This is a genomic window from Ralstonia mojiangensis (assembly GCF_023955645.1).
GTDB classification, from domain to species: domain Bacteria; phylum Pseudomonadota; class Gammaproteobacteria; order Burkholderiales; family Burkholderiaceae; genus Ralstonia; species Ralstonia mojiangensis.
The window spans coordinates 22,107-37,356 of record NZ_JAMXHU010000006.1; the positions used below are offsets into that span (position 1 = coordinate 22,107).

At 61.4% G+C, this 15,250-nt stretch carries 14 protein-coding genes; 8 read left to right on the forward strand and 6 right to left on the reverse strand.

The genetic code is table 11. The features are described from left to right. Positions 1–13: 13 nt before the first annotated feature. Complete coding sequence (locus NG898_RS24045; RefSeq protein WP_252694796.1) at positions 14–436, reverse strand: Hsp20/alpha crystallin family protein; 423 nt, start codon at positions 434–436, stop codon at positions 14–16. Positions 437–772: 336 nt separating this feature from the next. On the opposite strand from NG898_RS24045, the gene NG898_RS24050 reads away from it, so the two are divergent. Continuing rightward, entirely contained in the window at positions 773–1,273 is a 501-nt protein-coding gene (locus tag NG898_RS24050) for a lecithin retinol acyltransferase family protein (protein ID WP_252694797.1), read from the forward strand. Positions 1,274–1,660: 387 nt separating this feature from the next. Then, complete coding sequence (gene ftsH, locus NG898_RS24055; protein WP_252694798.1) at positions 1,661–3,598, forward strand: ATP-dependent zinc metalloprotease FtsH; 1,938 nt, start codon at positions 1,661–1,663, stop codon at positions 3,596–3,598. A gap of 40 nt (positions 3,599–3,638) precedes the next feature. Here ftsH and NG898_RS24060 read toward each other — a convergent pair whose 3' ends face one another. After that, positions 3,639–4,925, reverse strand: coding sequence for an erythromycin esterase family protein (locus NG898_RS24060; RefSeq protein WP_252694799.1), 1,287 nt, complete (start codon positions 4,923–4,925; stop codon positions 3,639–3,641). A gap of 306 nt (positions 4,926–5,231) precedes the next feature. Here NG898_RS24060 and NG898_RS24065 point away from each other — a divergent pair, with 306 nt between their 5' ends. The 3 genes from NG898_RS24065 (at position 5,232) to NG898_RS24075 (ending at position 8,091) form a co-directional block, all read left to right on the forward strand. After that, positions 5,232–6,362, forward strand: a complete 1,131-nt coding sequence (locus NG898_RS24065; protein WP_252694800.1) for a DUF3300 domain-containing protein — start codon at positions 5,232–5,234, stop codon at positions 6,360–6,362. Positions 6,363–6,415: 53 nt separating this feature from the next. Further along, positions 6,416–7,309, forward strand: coding sequence for a DUF2950 domain-containing protein (locus NG898_RS24070; RefSeq protein WP_252694941.1), 894 nt, complete (start codon positions 6,416–6,418; stop codon positions 7,307–7,309). 281 nt (positions 7,310–7,590) lie between these two features. Continuing rightward, the gene (locus tag NG898_RS24075) at positions 7,591–8,091 is read left to right on the forward strand and encodes a BCAM0308 family protein (RefSeq protein ID WP_252694801.1); all 501 of its coding nucleotides are present in this window, start codon (positions 7,591–7,593) and stop codon (positions 8,089–8,091) included. A gap of 134 nt (positions 8,092–8,225) precedes the next feature. Here the strand turns inward: NG898_RS24075 and NG898_RS24080 are convergent, their stop codons facing one another. Next, positions 8,226–9,158: a 1-phosphofructokinase family hexose kinase gene (locus tag NG898_RS24080; protein WP_252694802.1), complete on the reverse strand. Its 933-nt coding sequence runs from the start codon at positions 9,156–9,158 to the stop codon at positions 8,226–8,228. A gap of 36 nt (positions 9,159–9,194) precedes the next feature. Then, positions 9,195–9,515: an HPF/RaiA family ribosome-associated protein gene (locus NG898_RS26275; RefSeq protein ID WP_392398047.1), complete on the reverse strand. Its 321-nt coding sequence runs from the start codon at positions 9,513–9,515 to the stop codon at positions 9,195–9,197. 738 nt (positions 9,516–10,253) lie between these two features. Between NG898_RS26275 and NG898_RS24085 the strand changes: the two genes are divergently transcribed. Beyond that, the gene (locus NG898_RS24085) at positions 10,254–12,002 is read left to right on the forward strand and encodes a sensor histidine kinase (RefSeq protein WP_260785182.1); all 1,749 of its coding nucleotides are present in this window, start codon (positions 10,254–10,256) and stop codon (positions 12,000–12,002) included. A 22-nt stretch (positions 12,003–12,024) separates the two neighbouring features. Here NG898_RS24085 and NG898_RS24090 read toward each other — a convergent pair whose 3' ends face one another. Next, positions 12,025–12,654, reverse strand: coding sequence for a response regulator (locus NG898_RS24090; RefSeq protein WP_252694804.1), 630 nt, complete (start codon positions 12,652–12,654; stop codon positions 12,025–12,027). A 321-nt stretch (positions 12,655–12,975) separates the two neighbouring features. Between NG898_RS24090 and NG898_RS24095 the strand changes: the two genes are divergently transcribed. Continuing rightward, on the forward strand, positions 12,976–13,521 hold the full coding sequence (locus NG898_RS24095) for an Hsp20/alpha crystallin family protein (RefSeq protein WP_313904459.1): 546 nt from the start codon (positions 12,976–12,978) through the stop codon (positions 13,519–13,521). Positions 13,522–13,724: 203 nt separating this feature from the next. Continuing rightward, a complete protein-coding gene (locus tag NG898_RS24100) occupies positions 13,725–14,066 on the forward strand; it encodes a hypothetical protein (RefSeq protein ID WP_252694806.1) in 342 nt (113 codons plus the stop codon). Between the two features lie 332 nt (positions 14,067–14,398). Here NG898_RS24100 and NG898_RS24105 read toward each other — a convergent pair whose 3' ends face one another. Further along, positions 14,399–15,052 carry a hypothetical protein gene (locus tag NG898_RS24105; protein ID WP_252694807.1) on the reverse strand — a complete coding sequence of 218 codons (654 nt, stop codon included), beginning with the start codon at positions 15,050–15,052 and terminating at the stop codon, positions 14,399–14,401. Between the last annotated feature and the right edge of the window lie 198 nt (positions 15,053–15,250).

A 15,250-nucleotide genomic window follows, 5' to 3' on the forward strand; every position in this document is an offset into this window, starting at 1 on the left:
TCGCCCCTACTGCTCAGCGAATCGTGACGCGCTGCTGCGGTGACGCTTCCTTCTTGGGCAGCGTCACGCGCAGCAGTCCGTTCTCGTACGTGGCGTCGACCTTGCTTTCATCGACTGCCGCATCGAGCGTGAACATGCGCTGCATGGATCCGCTGTAGCGCTCGCTGCGGATGATGCGTTCACCTTCCTTTTCCTCGGAATTGCGTTCCACCTTGGCCGAGATCATGACTGTGCCGCGATCGACCGTCACGTCGATGTCTTCCTTCTTCGCACCCGGAATTTCAGCAACAACGCTGTATGCCTTATCCGACTCGGTTACGTCTACCTTGAACGGCAGCGCGCCATCCATGCTGCCGCGAAATGAGCGCAAAAGCCCCTGGAAGATATCGCCCACCGGCTCGATGGCGAACGGGTCATAACGCTTGAGTTGACTCATGACTGCCTCCTGATGATCGGCTCCCGGGGTCTCCGGGCCAGCAGATTCATCGTGGCACGGCGGCGCCGGAGCGCCTTGCGGCAGATCAACGGCCGCGCAGAGCGGCCGCCGCACAGGTGTCACGGGATTCGTACCCAGCACATCGCTTCTGAGCCGCCGGCCACCGTGTCAGGCTTTCCTGACATGGAAATCCGCAGCTCCGACAGCATTCTCAGCGCAGCCTGCATGACGCGAGCGCGTGCACTGCCAATACTGGTGACACGCCAGCAAGCAGCAGCGTCTTGTCGAATCGCCCTCGGAACACGACAACGCCCAGCCAGTAAAACGGAGCGCGCCATGAGCCAGAACATCGAACGCATCGCCAAGTGGAACGACCGGCACGACGTCGCCGCTTTTGACCTTGTGCTTCCTGTTGGCGCGCACCTCGTGGCAGAACGCGATGGATACGAACACCACGGCATCTATGTCGGCAACGGGCAGGTGATTCACTACGCCGGCTTCTCCCGCCGCCAGCGCTGCGGGCCGGTCGAGCGCATCTCCATTGGCTGCTTTGCATGTGGTTTTGCGGTGACAATCCAGCGCGATGCCAGCCCCTGCTACGACGGCGAAGAAGTCGCCCGCCGTGCCGGTTCACGCCTGGGCGAGCGCAACTATCGGCTGTTGACCAACAACTGCGAGCATTTCTGTTCGTGGTGTCTGTTTGGAGAATGCCGCAGCGCACAGGTGGAGGCGTGCCTGAAAAGCCCAATACGCGCTGCGCGCACGCTATTCAAGCTGGTGCTGGTGGCACTTTCCTCCGAATGGCGGACTGCACAGCCACAGGCTCGGGCCGCGTGACGCCGGAGAACACCATGCCCCAATACGACACCTCGTTGCGCGAGCTGGTCGCCAAATGGTTTGGCCTGAGTGACACACCGCATCTGCGAATCACGCGCCTGCATTGCCCGGGCGTTGATTGTGGCTGCGTGCGAGCGGAATTGACGACATCCGCCCGCCCACTTGCCATCGTCTTCTTCCGTCACCAGGCCGGTTGCTGGAGGCTGTTTCCGCCATCGCGCGTACGCCGCCAATAGCCGCAACGCAAATCTTCCCGCTGCAAGACGGTGGGACGTGGCCGGTGGTTGATCCGCATCAACCGCCCAACCGGCTCAAGCACGAACATCAAGGTTCGATCGGACGTTGGTTGGCGCACGACCATGCGAGGGTGACGAAGTGAAAGAGAGTATGCAGCCACGGCAGCAAAGGTTCTCGCTCTGGTACGCCGTCATCGTCGCGTTGACCGTGCTGGCGCTCCAAACGCTATTCATGTCCGAGCAGGTCGACACCCTTCCCTATAGCGACTTCAAGGTCCTCCTGCATGCGGGCAAGATCAGGGAAGTCGCCATTGGTGACCAGGACATCACAGGTACTTTCTCGACCGAAGGCATCGAGGGGCTGCTGCCGCAGCAGCAGATCGATGCCATTCACCGCACGGGCAAGGGCGACCATCCTTTCCAGACCCTTCGCGTGAATGACCCGGCCCTGGTTCAGGAGCTGGAGGCCGCCAAGGTGCGCTTTGTCGGTCGGCCGGACAACAAATGGTTGAGCACGCTCCTGTCGTGGGTCGTGCCGGCGCTCCTGTTCTTCGCTGTCTGGAACTTCCTGATCCGGCGCATGGGCGGCGCTGCGGCCGGTGGGTTGATGGAGATCGGCAAGAGCAAGGCAAAGGTTTACATGCAAAAGGAAACCGGCGTGACCTTTGCCGACGTTGCCGGCATTGACGAAGCCAAGGAGGAACTGTCGGAAATCGTCAGCTTTCTGAAAGAGCCGCTGCGATATCAGCTCCTGGGCGGCAGGATTCCCAAGGGCGTGTTGCTTGTGGGTGCGCCCGGCACGGGCAAGACGCTGCTTGCCAAGGCAGTTGCCGGTGAGGCAGCCGTGCCATTTTTCAGCATGAGCGGGTCGGAGTTTGTCGAGATGTTCGTCGGCGTCGGTGCGGCGCGCGTGCGGGATCTGTTCAGTCAGGCCGAATCCATGGCGCCGTGCATCATCTTCATTGATGAACTCGATGCCTTGGGCAAGACGCGTGCGTTCAACCTCGTCGGCGGCAATGAAGAGCGCGAGCAGACGCTGAACCAGCTTCTGGTCGAGATGGACGGCTTTGACAGCAACAAGGGCGTCATCATCATGGCCGCGACCAACCGGCCCGAGATACTCGACCCTGCCCTGCTACGTCCCGGACGGTTTGACCGCCACGTTGCCCTGGACCGGCCTGACCTCAAGGGTCGAGAGCAGATACTCAAGGTCCACGCCAGGAACGTCACGCTGGGGGCCGATGTTGACTTGGGAAAGATCGCCGCGCGAACGCCGGGTTTTGCCGGTGCCGACCTGGCCAACCTGGTCAATGAGGCGGCGCTTCTTGCGGCGCGCGAAGGTAAATCCGCCGTTCAGACCGTCGACTTCGACGAAGCACTTGATCGCATCGTAGGTGGCCTTGAGAAGAAGAACCGCGTGATGAACGCCAAAGAAAAGGAGACGATCGCCTACCACGAAGCAGGCCATGCCATCGTGGCCGAGCACCGGCCGCTGGCCGATCGCGTTTCGAAGGTTTCCATCATTCCTAGAGGTATCGCTGCCCTGGGCTACACGCAACAGACCCCGACGGAAGACCGCTATCTGCTCAAGCACAGCGAACTGCTGGACCGGCTCGACGTGCTGCTGGGCGGTTACGTTGCCGAGCAGATCGTGTACCACGACGTATCGACTGGTGCGCAGAACGACTTGCAACGCGCAACCGACATGGCGCGCCAGATGATCACCCAGTTCGGCATGAGCGAGCAGCTTGGTCTGGCCACCTACGAGCAAACGCCCAACCCGCTCCTTGCCGGTACAGGCCTGATGCAGCGCGAGCGCAAGGAATATAGCGAAGACACCGCTCAGTTGATCGATGCGGAAGTGCGCAAGGTGCTGTCCGATGCCAGCGCGCGCGTAAGCGCCACGTTGGAAGGCCAGCGCGCCAAACTGGAAGCACTGTCGCGCATGTTGCTGGACAAGGAGGTGGTTGACCGCCACGACCTGGACATGATCCTGTCTGGCAACGTGACCCCAATGCCGCCGCCGAAGTCCGAGGCGGGTTCTGCCGCCAGCGCTCCGGCGACGCTGCCCGCGCAAAAACCGCATTAGCCAAACGACACATGCAATGCAATCCGGCGCACACGTTTTCTCACGGTAGCAGCGCTGTGCTCAATGGTTCGATGGCGGAGGTTTCGTCCAGATGGATCAGCGCGTCAAATTGGGCGCCAATGGCGGCATCGAAGTAGTGCGACGCGTACTCGGTCTTGGGGAGGTACAGCACGCCGATTGCCCGTTCCAGCAGTGGCTCACGGAACACATCTGCCACCGTATCGCCAAGCGGGAGGAAGAAGCGATCGAGCCCAGCGCTATGGAACAGGTGTTCCCAACTGTCTGGCCGCGCTGGCCGCACCCATTTTCGCTCGGCCTCGCCACCCCACTCGGATGCCGCGCACACGTGGCCGGTATAGGTCGTAAAGCCGACGAGCAAAGCGGCACCGCCAACCTGCTCGCGCACGAGCTGCCCAAGGTTCCACTCATGCCGGCTGACGGATTCCGTTGCCCGTGCGTCGCCCACATGCGAGTTGTGCGCCCACACCACGATCCGACCGTCACCGCCACGGCGCTGCCGATACGCAGCCAAACCAAACAGCGTCTGTGCCATGTGGGCGTCGCGCAGGTTCCACGTGTTGACGCGGTGCCCGAATGATTCACGGTAGTACGCCTCTGCGTTGACGACGACGATGGCGTTTTGCTCGGCAAAGAAATGCGAGTCGATGGCAGCAATGCCGTCCTGCTCGATCAAACTGGCCTCGCTCGCCCGAAGCCGGCGCAGTTGCTCGATCACCTCACGTTGCGCAGGCAACCTCAAACCTGCGGCCGCTTCGTAGCCGTAAGTCATGGGTTCACGCACGTGGTCCAGCGCCGCGTAGTGCATCCGCGCCACCGCCGCCTGTTCCGGGTCGGTCTTCTGCAGGTATTCGATGACAGCCTCGGCTGACCTGTACAGGCTGTACAGATCCAACCCATAGACGCCAACACGCTTTGAGGCCACCAGGGCCGTGTTGTGCTGATGCAGCCAGGTGATGAAGTCGAGCATCTCCGGATTGCGCCACATCCACTCGGGAAACCGCTGGAAATCGCCCAGTGCCTCGGCGGCGGTGTCTGTGCCCTCGCCCTGAACATAACGATTGATGCGCCACACATCCGGCCAATCTCCCTCGATGGCGACGGCATCAAAGCCGCCCAGCATGATCAGCTGCCGCGTAATGTCTGCACGTGTCTGATAGAACTCGCGTGTTCCGTGCGTCGCTTCGCCAAGAAGAACGTAGCGCTTTGCGCGGGCCATCTCCAGAAGGCGGTCGTAATCGCCAGCGCTGCCGGTGAGGCGGCTGGCCACTTCACGTACACCAAGGAAAGGTGTGAGCGGTGTGGACATGGGCGATCGACTCCACGGATGTCGCAACGGTATTTGCAGTCTAGACAGCGCGGCTGCACGCTGATTGCGCTATCGCAAACGACGGGCCCTCGGTGGGCGTACCGCCGTTCGCGCATTCCGGCGCGGATGTTGCCCGTGCGTTGACGCTCATCAATCGCCATCCAAACCAATCGTCCAATATGAATCGGGGCCCCGCCCGGTTCGCGCGTGCGGCCGCCATTCTTGCGGAGGCAGCCAATGAAAGCGCAATGGGTAAGACAGTTGGCCATTGCCCTGGCACTCCTGCTCTTGTTTGGCAGCCCGGCAATGTCGCAGCAAGACGCACCGGAAAACGATCCACAACCCGCCACTGCGGTGCAGCTCGATCAAATGCTGGCACCCATTGCCCTGTATCCGGATGCATTGATCGCGCAGATCCTCATGGCAGCCACGTATCCGCTTGAAGTGGTGCAGGCTGATCGCTGGGTGCGGGACCCCGCCCACGCCGCCCTTGGGGGCGACCAACTGGCCGAAGCCCTCGCACCGCAGCCGTGGGATCCGAGCGTGAAATCTCTGGTGCCGTTTCCCGGGCTCTTGCGCATGATGAACAGCAACCTGGATTGGACGGAACGCGTAGGCAATGCCTTTCTGGCCGACGAGGGCGCGGTCATGGACTCGATCCAGCGCTTGCGCAGCCGGGCTCAGGCCAACGGCACCCTCGGGTCGACAACGCAAGCCGTTGTGTCAACGCAGGATGGCGCCATCATCATCGAGCCCACCAACCCGAACGTGGTCTACGTTCCGGTCTATGACCCTTACCTCGTCTATGCACCGTGGCCCTATCCCGCTTACCCGCCATACATCTTTCCCGACATCTGGGGCGGAGTGATCATCGGCGGGCTCGGGTTCGGGTGGGTGGGTTTTTCGGTCGTCGTTCCGTTATGGGGCTGGAGCCATTGGAACTGGCACGGCCATCACATCGATATTGACCGAGGCCGCTTCGGCAACATCGACCGCCGTCGTCCGCCACCCAGCGGCATCTGGGCCCATGACCCGGGGCATCGCCATGGCGTGCCATATCCGGGAGCATCGCGGGGGCGGTTCGGCCCGGGCTCTGCTATCTCGCCGGACGCACGGCGCGGGTTTCGTGGCTACCCAACGCCCCCGACCCCGCCAGCGGGCTCCGTAATACGCCCCTCCCCGGTTTCGCCTGTGCATCCGACAATCCGGCCGCCGCCGGCCAGGCCGGCGCCCGCTCCTGGTGCACGCTCCTCCCGGCGCCAGTCACCTGGTTACCCGCCCACGTTCGAGTCGTTCGGGCGCGGATCCGATGTGCGCGGACAAGCCCAACGCGGGCAAGCCAGCCGCATGTCGCCCGCCGCGCCCCAGCCTACTGGACCACGCTCCGGTGGCTTTGCACCCCACGGCGCAGCGGGCGGTGGGCACGGGAGACGATGATGCGCACTTTCTGTAGAACGCTGCGCCTGCGCCACCTAGCCGGGCGACTGGTGATGCTAGCTGCATGTGCGAGCGCGCTTCCATCTTGGGCCGACAAGCCTACACAGCAGGCGTTCTCTTCACCCGAGAACGCCGCCGAGGCACTGGCGTCCGCATGGCGCGCGGGAAACATGGATGCCCTGCTCGCCCTGTTCGGGCCCGCAGGGGCAACGCTGGTGAAATCGGGTGACCCCATCGGCGAACAGATCGCCCGAAGCAAGCTGGCCTCCGCATACGACGAAGGGCATCGAATCGAACGAGACGCCGATGGCCATGCAGTCATCCTCCTGGGCAAAGACGAATGGCCCTATCCGATCCCGCTGGCAAGGCGGGGCACGCGCTGGCGCTTTGACACGAAAGCCGGCGCACAGCAGATCATCGATCGACGCGTTGGCCACCACGAGGCACACGCAATCCGCGTCTGCCGGGCGTATGTCGAAGCGCAACTGGCTTATGGCACTTCGCACCGCACCGCAGATGGGCGCGCCGTGTTTGCACAGCGCCTTGGCAGTTCACCAGGCAAGCATGATGGCCTGTTCTGGGTGCCTTCCGCCGGAGATGAAGAGAGCCCACTGGGGCCGCTCATCGCGCTCGCCGATGCCCAACGCCAGGACACGTCAGGCGCGGGCAAGGTCATCCCCTTTCATGGCTACGTCTTCCGGATCCTGACTCGGCAGGGAGAGCACGCGCCGGGCGGCGCGCGGAGCTATGTCGACGACGGGCAGATGACAGTCGGATTCGCACTTGTCGCATTTCCCGCAACCTTCGGGGCATCGGGTGTCATGACGTTTATCGTCAACCAGGATGGCGTCGTGTACCAAAGGAACCTCGGCCCGAATACCGCCCAGATCACGCGGCACATGCGCGGGTATGACCCCGACGAGCGCTGGAGCCCCGCATTGCCGTGATGCCGTGGTCTAACCGCCGGCAATTCTGAAGATGGCGACATCATGGAACGCGCGCCCGACTCTGAAGCAGCCGGAAACGCTGCCTGCCATGTTGGCCGTCATGCGCGCCATCGGAGCGCATCTCCACTCAAGTCTGATTTGATGAGTACCGCTGCACGCAGACTTGATTCAGCCCAAATTGCGCCGCGCTGCGGAAGGTACTCTGAGAAGTGTCCACCGCGACTGCGTTGCAGGTTCTGGTCTGCAACAGGCCGGAGGAACTCGCCCTCATAGGAGTCAACATGAAACAACGCTCTCAATCCGAACGAGTGCGGCCGGCACGCTGGAGCCCATTTGCCGTCGAGCCGATCCACAACCGATATCGGGAACCCGACAAGGCACCGGCTGCAAGCTGCTGCCCAGTTTGCGGTGCTGTCTATCTCAAGGGCCGCTGGTTGTGGCGCAGCCCGCCACCTGGGGCCACTTCCCTGGTCTGCTCGGCATGCCAGCGTGCCGCCGACCAGATGCCCGCAGCACGAATCCACCTGTCTGGAGACTTTGAGGCGGCCCATCGGGAAGAGATCCTGACACTCGCCCGCCACCGCGAAGCTGATCTGCGCGCCGATCATCCAATGGAGCGCATCATGGCTGTCGAAAGCACGGGCAGCGGCACTGACATCCTGACGACCGGGTTTCATCTGGCGCGCGACATCGGCCATGCAATTCACCATGCATTCCACGGACACCTGACGTTTGACTATGGCAACGCAGAGACCGAACTGCACGTGAAATGGAGCCGGTAGTACCCCGGGGCGTTCCGTAACGCCCCCCAGACGCCTGTCCGACAGGTTGGTTGTCCAAACAACAGATCATTGAGCCGCCGTTGCACGCCGGCCGGCGCGTCAACCGCGGTCGAGCTAGTCGGAGCAGGTACGCTTCAAGACAATGACACCTCTGCGTAGCGCTGCTCGATCTCGGCGGCGCTGCCAAGTTCGGTACCGGCATGGCTCAACGCTGCTGCGGCCGCTGCCATGCCGTATCGAAATGCCTCTCGCATGCCTGCATTCCGGTTAAGCGCCCACACCATCCCCCCCACGAAGCTGTCGCCGGCTCCAATGGTGCTGAGGAATGACGTTGCGACGGCACCTGCCCGGACGATTTCTTCCTGCGTGACAAGCATGGCCCCGCCAGCGCCCAGTGTGAGCGCGACCGCATGCGCGTGCCCATTGCGGACAATCTCTTGCGCAGTCTCCATGCAATCCGCTTCTGTTTCCAACGCGCGCCCGGTCAGCTGTCGAAGCTCGTTCAGGCTTGGCTTGATCAGGTATGGCCCATGCGGCAACGCCGCGCGCAATGCCGGCCCCGAGGCATCCAGCACGACACGGCTGCCATGAACCTTGGCCTGATCAATGACCCGCGCGTAGAAGTCGTCTGCCACCCCGAGCGGCAGGCTTCCGCTTAGGACGAGGTAGCGCGGCGCAGGTTGCAGCGCATCGAGGTAATCCAGGCAGTGCTGCGACTCCGGTTCCGAAACGGTCGGCCCCGGCATCACGAACCGGAATTCCCGGTGGCTGCGGAGTTCCGTCACGGAAAAGTTCTCACGCGTCTCTCCTTCGATCCCGAGTGCGACGAACGGTAAGCCCTCTGCCGACAAAAGACGGCCCAATCGCTCAGCCACCGGGCCGCCGGCAAGGTAGATGGCCACGCAATCCCCGCCCAGGCGGTGGACAACACGGGCGACGTTGACTCCGCCGCCTCCAGGGTCAAAGCGTGCCGAGGTGCAGCGCATCTTGTGTGTATCCGTCAAGCACTCGACCGACGTGGCGATATCGATGGCGGGATTGACCGTGAGCGTGACGATTTCCGGCATTGCACACCTCAAGGGGCTATGGCGGGCAGCCGGTAGTCATGCTGCACATCCGCGTTTCGATCCTGCCGCCCTGATCATTTCAAGCATATCTCGAAGGGCATTGAGAAGCGCGACATGTACGTCCACATCCGATGCCTGGTCTATTGCAAGCTCCCGCCCCTGCATCTGCACTTCGACGTGGACGAAATAGGGTCCGCCACAAAGCGGCTCGGCTCTCTCGGAAGCCAACCTCACGCTGCAGCTTTCGACCCTGCATGGAAGGCCACTGAGTCTGGTGCAGAATCGCCTCACGGCTTCCTTGATGGCATCCGAGGGAGGCAGATGACGGAATTGAATCTCGACTCGCCGAGTGTCCATGATCTAAACGGAATGAAAACCAAGTTCAATAGCGAAGCAGCACCAAAGCGAACTGATCTATTAGCCTATTGGGCGCTACGTAGCGCGCTTTGACCTACCTCAACAACGCAATACCGGTTTACGCCAATCACGCCCAGTGGCTGTACATATCGACGTGTTTGCATAGGCTGCCGGGATATGCAAGCGGGCGCGTGCACAGGAGCGCCCGCATCACCCGCACCCCGAGGCCTGACGTCCTCGCCGCAGTTCGCGCACGATTTCGCGGTACTGCCAGCTCATGCGCCGTTTCGTCGCCGCAGTTTTCGTCTTTCCGCGCACCGTCGATATACCGGGCAGACCGCCGTAAGAAGGGTGCCTGGTGCATTGGTTTGATCTCGCTCGACATAAGAATGGACTCCTGTGCATGCAGCCGAAACGCGCTCATAGCCGGGGGGGCTCTGGTGGATCTGCCGATTGATCAGGCAATGATCGCGAACTGGATTTCACTGCTTGCATGGGGCTCACCAACCGAATATCTGCGCTGCCTCAGATTGATACGCTCACTTGCAAGCTAAGGTTGAACACTACAGAGGCGAGTCAACGTGAGTAAGCGGCCTGGGATGAAATGCGCATCAGCCCGATAGCGCTCCGCTTGTCAGGAAAACCTGACAAGGTTCGGTGCCATGTCGGAGATGACGTCCAGCCCCACATTGCAGCGGCCACGTACTGCCCGCACAGGTTCCAGATTGGAGAGTGATCTTGAGCGACCAAGGGGGCAATCCCCGCATCTTCCTGTCGACCGTCCAGCCTCGGCCGAATCAGCAGCGGCTGGTCATGGCAGTGATGCTGGCATCCGTCGTCGTCTTTGTGGCCGTATTGCCGTTCGCTCAGTGGCAACTGGCGCAGGTCTGGGGGTTCATTCCTGTCTATGAATCCGCGGTCGTCATCAACGACTTGGTCACCGCCGCGATGCTGGTCGGGCAGTTCACCTTGCTCCGCTCTCCAGGATTGCTGGCCCTGTCATCCGGCTACTTCTTTACCGCCACGGTGGCGGCGGTGCACATGCTCAGCTTTCCGGCGCTGTTCTCAGCATCGGGGCTTCTGAGTGCGGGCCCGCAAACGACAGCGTGGCTCTACATGTTCTGGCACGGAGGATTTCCCATCTCTCTGATCGCCTATGCCCTTTTGCAGGAGAACGCGCGGACACGGCATATCAGGTTGCGGCGTGCCGTCTATCCCGTTCTATGGGCTGCCTGCGTTGTACTGCTTCTGACTTACGGACTGACTGCGCTGGCCACCCACCCGTCCCTCTTGCCGGCCATCATGCGCGGGCATGGATATACCGGTGCAATGTCAACGACAGTGGGCATTGTGTGGATGCTGAACGTGCTGGCCGCAGCAATCCTATGGCGGCACCGTGGCCACTCCTTGCTGAATCTATGGTGTGCGGTTGTCGCCGTCACCTCGGTATTTGAGGTCGCACTGTCTGCCATGTTCAATCATGGGCGGTTCGATCTCGGCTTTTACGCAGGCCGAGCCTACGGCCTCGTCGCTTCCGGCTTTGTTCTTGTCGCGCTGATCATTGAACATACCAGGCTTTACGCCATGCTGGTGAAAGCCCTGGATAACGAAAGCGCAGCGCGCGCACGCGCCTTGGACAAAACGCAGCAACTGAACGAGGCGAACGAGCACCTCGAGCAGCGTGTCAAGGACCGCACCGCCCAACTCAGCGTCACGAACGTCGAACTTCGACAGGAAATTGCCGAACGAAAGCGCGCCGAACAGGCGCTGGAACGCTCGAGAGAGGAGTTGCGTGAATTGGCAACGATCAGCTCACGGGCGCGCGAAGAAGAGCGACGGCGCCTTTCGCGCGAGCTTCACGATGAACTCGCCCAATCGCTGGCGGCGCTTAAGGTCGACATGCAGATGCTGGATCAGAAGCTTGACGCCACGAACAAGCCGGTTGCCGACCGCCTGAGTTCAATGGAACAAGCCGTGGATGACATGATCGGTGCGACACGGAGGCTCGCCTCCGATTTGCGCCCCTCGATGCTCGACGATCTCGGCCTTGTACCTGCGTGCAGATGGCTTGTTGAGTCGTTTCAGCGGCGCCATCGCATTCGGTGCGAGCTAACGATGATGCCCGAGCACTTTGAGCTTCCCGAGCCTTTTGCGTCCACCGTATATCGCGTGCTGCAGGAATGTCTGGCCAATGTGGCGCGCCATGCTGGTGCCTCAACCGTACAGGTGAGGCTGGTCTATGACGTGCCTACCGTTCAGCTCTCGGTGCAGGACGATGGCATCGGCTTCGACCCTGCGCATCCGAGAAAAGATTTGTCTTTCGGGCTTGTTGGCTTGCGTGAGCGTGCCTACCTCGTGCGTGGGAGCTTAAGCATCGAATCGTCGCCAGAGGCCGGAACGTTGATCGAACTGACCATTCCACAAACGATGACGACAGCTATGGAAGCACCGCTTCCAGCGCCCGACGCCCAACCACGGGCAATCTAGTTCGGCATCGCTGCGGCCCGTCTCATACCAACCCGTGGGCGAGCGCGTATCGCACCAACGCGACATCATTCGGCAAGTTCATTCGTTCAAGAATGCGCGCCTTATACGTGCTGACCGTTTTCTTGCTGATGCACAGATCGTGCGCAATCGTCGCCAGTGAATCGCCTCTCGACAGACGCACAAAAATATCGAACTCGCGGTCACTGAGCCGCTGATGAAGCAGCCTGTCTGCAGGGTCGCCCAGATTGTGTATCAGCAGCTCTGCCACGGCCTGCGTCATGTACGTAGCGCCCGATGCGGCCTTGCGGATGGCCTTCTCGAGCTCCTTGACGGCACCCTCTTTCGTCAGATAGCCGACGGCCCCGGCTCGGAATGCGCGTAGCGCGTACTGGTCCTCGGCATGCATGGTCAGGACCAAGATCTTGAGCTGCGGAACGTCCCGATGAACTTGGGCGATCAGGTCAATGCCGCTGCGTCCGGGCATCGACAAGTCCAGCACGATGACGTCGGCCGGTGTACGGCGCACCAGATCGATGGTGGATGCACCATCGACTGCTTCACCAACAACCTCGATATCGCTAGCATCGCTCAGGATCCGGCCCAATCCCTCACGAAAAACGGCATGGTCGTCCGCTATCAGCACCTTGATCATCGCGTATCCCTTAGAGCTGCGCTCCCACTATTTCATGGTAGGTGGCGGAGGGATTCCCTTACAACGCTTGGCACCCGGCTTCCCTGATCAAGGTCAGGAACGTGACGGCGCTGTTTGTGACGAGCGCGGCGAGAACCAAAACGCTCGCCAACCCTGCTCGGGCAACGACTGGACCGTTTGCGTGACCTCCAGCCGAACACGATGTGACCAAAGACCATGTGGCGACGGATCGCCAGCATCGATCGGTTGACGCCCATCAAGATGCTGTCCGCATCGGCGTCCAGAATGGTTTCTCCCAGACCCCCCACAGGAGAAAGCATCATGGCTGAATCCGATACCAAACTTGCCGTGAAGACCGGCGCGGAAGCTTCGAACAAGCAGCCTGGCGCCATGCAACCCTGGCGCGCTTTTGACAACCTTCGGCAAGAGGTTGCGCGTGTGTTCGATGATTTCGATCGTGGATTTCATCTCTTTCCATTTCATCGCGCGGCGCTCGATATCGAGCCGTTCTGGCGGCGTGAATGGGCTTTGACGTCCGCACCTGCCGTGGACGTTGTCGAAACCGATACGGCTTATGAGATCAAGGCCGATCTGCCCGGCATGGAAGAAAAGGACGTCGAAGTCAAGCTGGCCAACGGCGGCCTGACGATCAAAGGCGAGAAGCAGGAAGAGAAGGAAGAGAAGCAAAAGGACTACTACCTGCATGAACGCCACTTCGGTGCATTCGAGCGGTCATTCCGTATGCCGGAGGGCGTCGACACAGAGAAGATCCAGGCCAGCTTCAAGAATGGCGTATTGACGGTGACGCTCCCCAAGACAGACGCGGCGCAAGCCACGCCCAAGACGATCCCCGTAAACGGGGGCTGATGTAGCGGACGGCGCACCGCAAGAACAGCGGAGGACGAATAGCGACTCGTTGCACGACTCGTACCTCCGCCCACCTTGGTTCTAATCGCGGCCCGAGCCGCTTCGCTGCGGCCGCGTCGCCCGGTTGACAGGAACTGACCTTCAAATTCTCGGCTGCCCATGATGACGTGGCGGCACCCATTTTTGGGTCAAGGAGTTCGAGCGTGACTTTGGCATTGGACATTTCATTTCGGGACTTTCCGTACTCCAAAGCGATTGAGGATGCTGTCATCAAACAGGCGAACAGCCTTGGCAGCGTTCAGGTGGAGATCGCCCGTTGCCGCGTCAAGTTGATTCAACTGCCGCGCCAGCAGCTACCTATCCCATCCGTCAGGGTTCACATTGACGTGATGACGCGCCACCATCGCCACCTCTCGGGCCATGCCTCCGGCGACGACGCTCTTGTCGCACTTCACGATGCGTTCAAAGACGTCGAGTTCGTATTGCGAAGCGAGATGGTCCGCGAGCAATCGAGTGCAATCATTGAAGCAAAGGGGGGCATATGAGCTTGACCGTTCATGCCGGGCGGGGTTGGGTGGACGTTCGTACAAAACGGCGAAGCGACAAGCGCTGGGATTGCGAATGCAGGTTCGTTTCACCCAATGGAAAATGCTCGTCCTGGGTTTCAGCGGCCAACGTTGAAGGCTATGTGTCCCGGGATCTCGCATTCAGTGCCGGCATTCTGCTCGGCCGCGAACTTGCCGCGCGCTTTACGGCGCGTGTGGAATCGGCTCCGCCTCACATGTATCAATGAAGCGGCCGGGCAAGGTCCGTCGACGGCCGGCGTGCCTCGCCCACTCAAGGTTGCTCCAACTGCCGCGTGTCGCCGGCACGTGATTCAGCGGGGCCAGGTCATGGTGCGCATGGCGGCACCATGCGCCGGCACGACAAGCGTGCCCTGCCGCACCACGCCGTTATAAGACGCGCTGACTTGATACTTACCGCTCGGCAGACGGACATAGAGCAGTGGGCCTTCCGATACGACAGCCAGGGACACCGCGCCGCTGGCAGAACGAATACGCGTGTCGACATCTGAAACGTACGCGCCCCCTTGCTCAACGAACGTCAAGCGCAGGTTGTAGTCCGCCGCAACGCTACGCATTGCGTCCACCTCGTCTTGTCCCACCCCACCTGACACATACGCCACGCCCCCTTGCACACGTTGAATAGGACGGGCGGCGTAAGCACCTTCATTCAGGCAGCCCATCTCGTACATGGCACGCCACGAGCGCCTGTTCGTCATTGCGCTATGCCTGCCACCTCGTGCCCGGCCCGTCAGCCGATCAGGCTCATTCACGCCTTGAATATCCCGCATGCGCTGCATCAACGCGCGGCGCTCTGCCGGTGTCCGAGCATTGCGCAGTTGCGCGCAAAAATCGGCGCTCGGCTGGCGTACTTGCTCGGGGGCGGGCGCCTGCGCCAATGCCGCGTTTGTCGACAAGAGAGACGCTGCAGCCAGCGCAGCGCACAAGAGGCTGTGTACCCGAACCATGACCGACTCCTTGAGAGTTCATTCGCTTCCCTAGAGCCACAATGGTTCATGCGCGCCGAAGCGCGTTGATATGGCGCAACCTTTGATCCAGCCCAAACTGGCGTATGACGTCATGGCTAACCTGAAAAGCAGCAGCCCGTGCATCGCATACCACTCGTGGCGGCGGCACCCGCTGCTGCTGTGAGCGAAACCGCACGC

Coding starts and splice junctions, on each gene's coding strand:
- NG898_RS24045 (WP_252694796.1), bottom strand. CDS start 436: ATGAGTCAACTCAAGCGTTATGACCCGTTCGCCATCGAGCCGGTGGGC.
- NG898_RS24050 (WP_252694797.1), top strand. CDS start 773: ATGAGCCAGAACATCGAACGCATCGCCAAGTGGAACGACCGGCACGAC.
- ftsH (WP_252694798.1), top strand. CDS start 1,661: ATGCAGCCACGGCAGCAAAGGTTCTCGCTCTGGTACGCCGTCATCGTC.
- NG898_RS24060 (WP_252694799.1), bottom strand. CDS start 4,925: ATGTCCACACCGCTCACACCTTTCCTTGGTGTACGTGAAGTGGCCAGC.
- NG898_RS24065 (WP_252694800.1), top strand. CDS start 5,232: ATGTCGCAGCAAGACGCACCGGAAAACGATCCACAACCCGCCACTGCG.
- NG898_RS24070 (WP_252694941.1), top strand. CDS start 6,416: ATGCTAGCTGCATGTGCGAGCGCGCTTCCATCTTGGGCCGACAAGCCT.
- NG898_RS24075 (WP_252694801.1), top strand. CDS start 7,591: ATGAAACAACGCTCTCAATCCGAACGAGTGCGGCCGGCACGCTGGAGC.
- NG898_RS24080 (WP_252694802.1), bottom strand. CDS start 9,158: ATGCCGGAAATCGTCACGCTCACGGTCAATCCCGCCATCGATATCGCC.
- NG898_RS26275 (WP_392398047.1), bottom strand. CDS start 9,515: ATGGACACTCGGCGAGTCGAGATTCAATTCCGTCATCTGCCTCCCTCG.
- NG898_RS24090 (WP_252694804.1), bottom strand. CDS start 12,654: ATGATCAAGGTGCTGATAGCGGACGACCATGCCGTTTTTCGTGAGGGA.
- NG898_RS24095 (WP_313904459.1), top strand. CDS start 12,976: ATGGCTGAATCCGATACCAAACTTGCCGTGAAGACCGGCGCGGAAGCT.
- NG898_RS24105 (WP_252694807.1), bottom strand. CDS start 15,052: ATGGTTCGGGTACACAGCCTCTTGTGCGCTGCGCTGGCTGCAGCGTCT.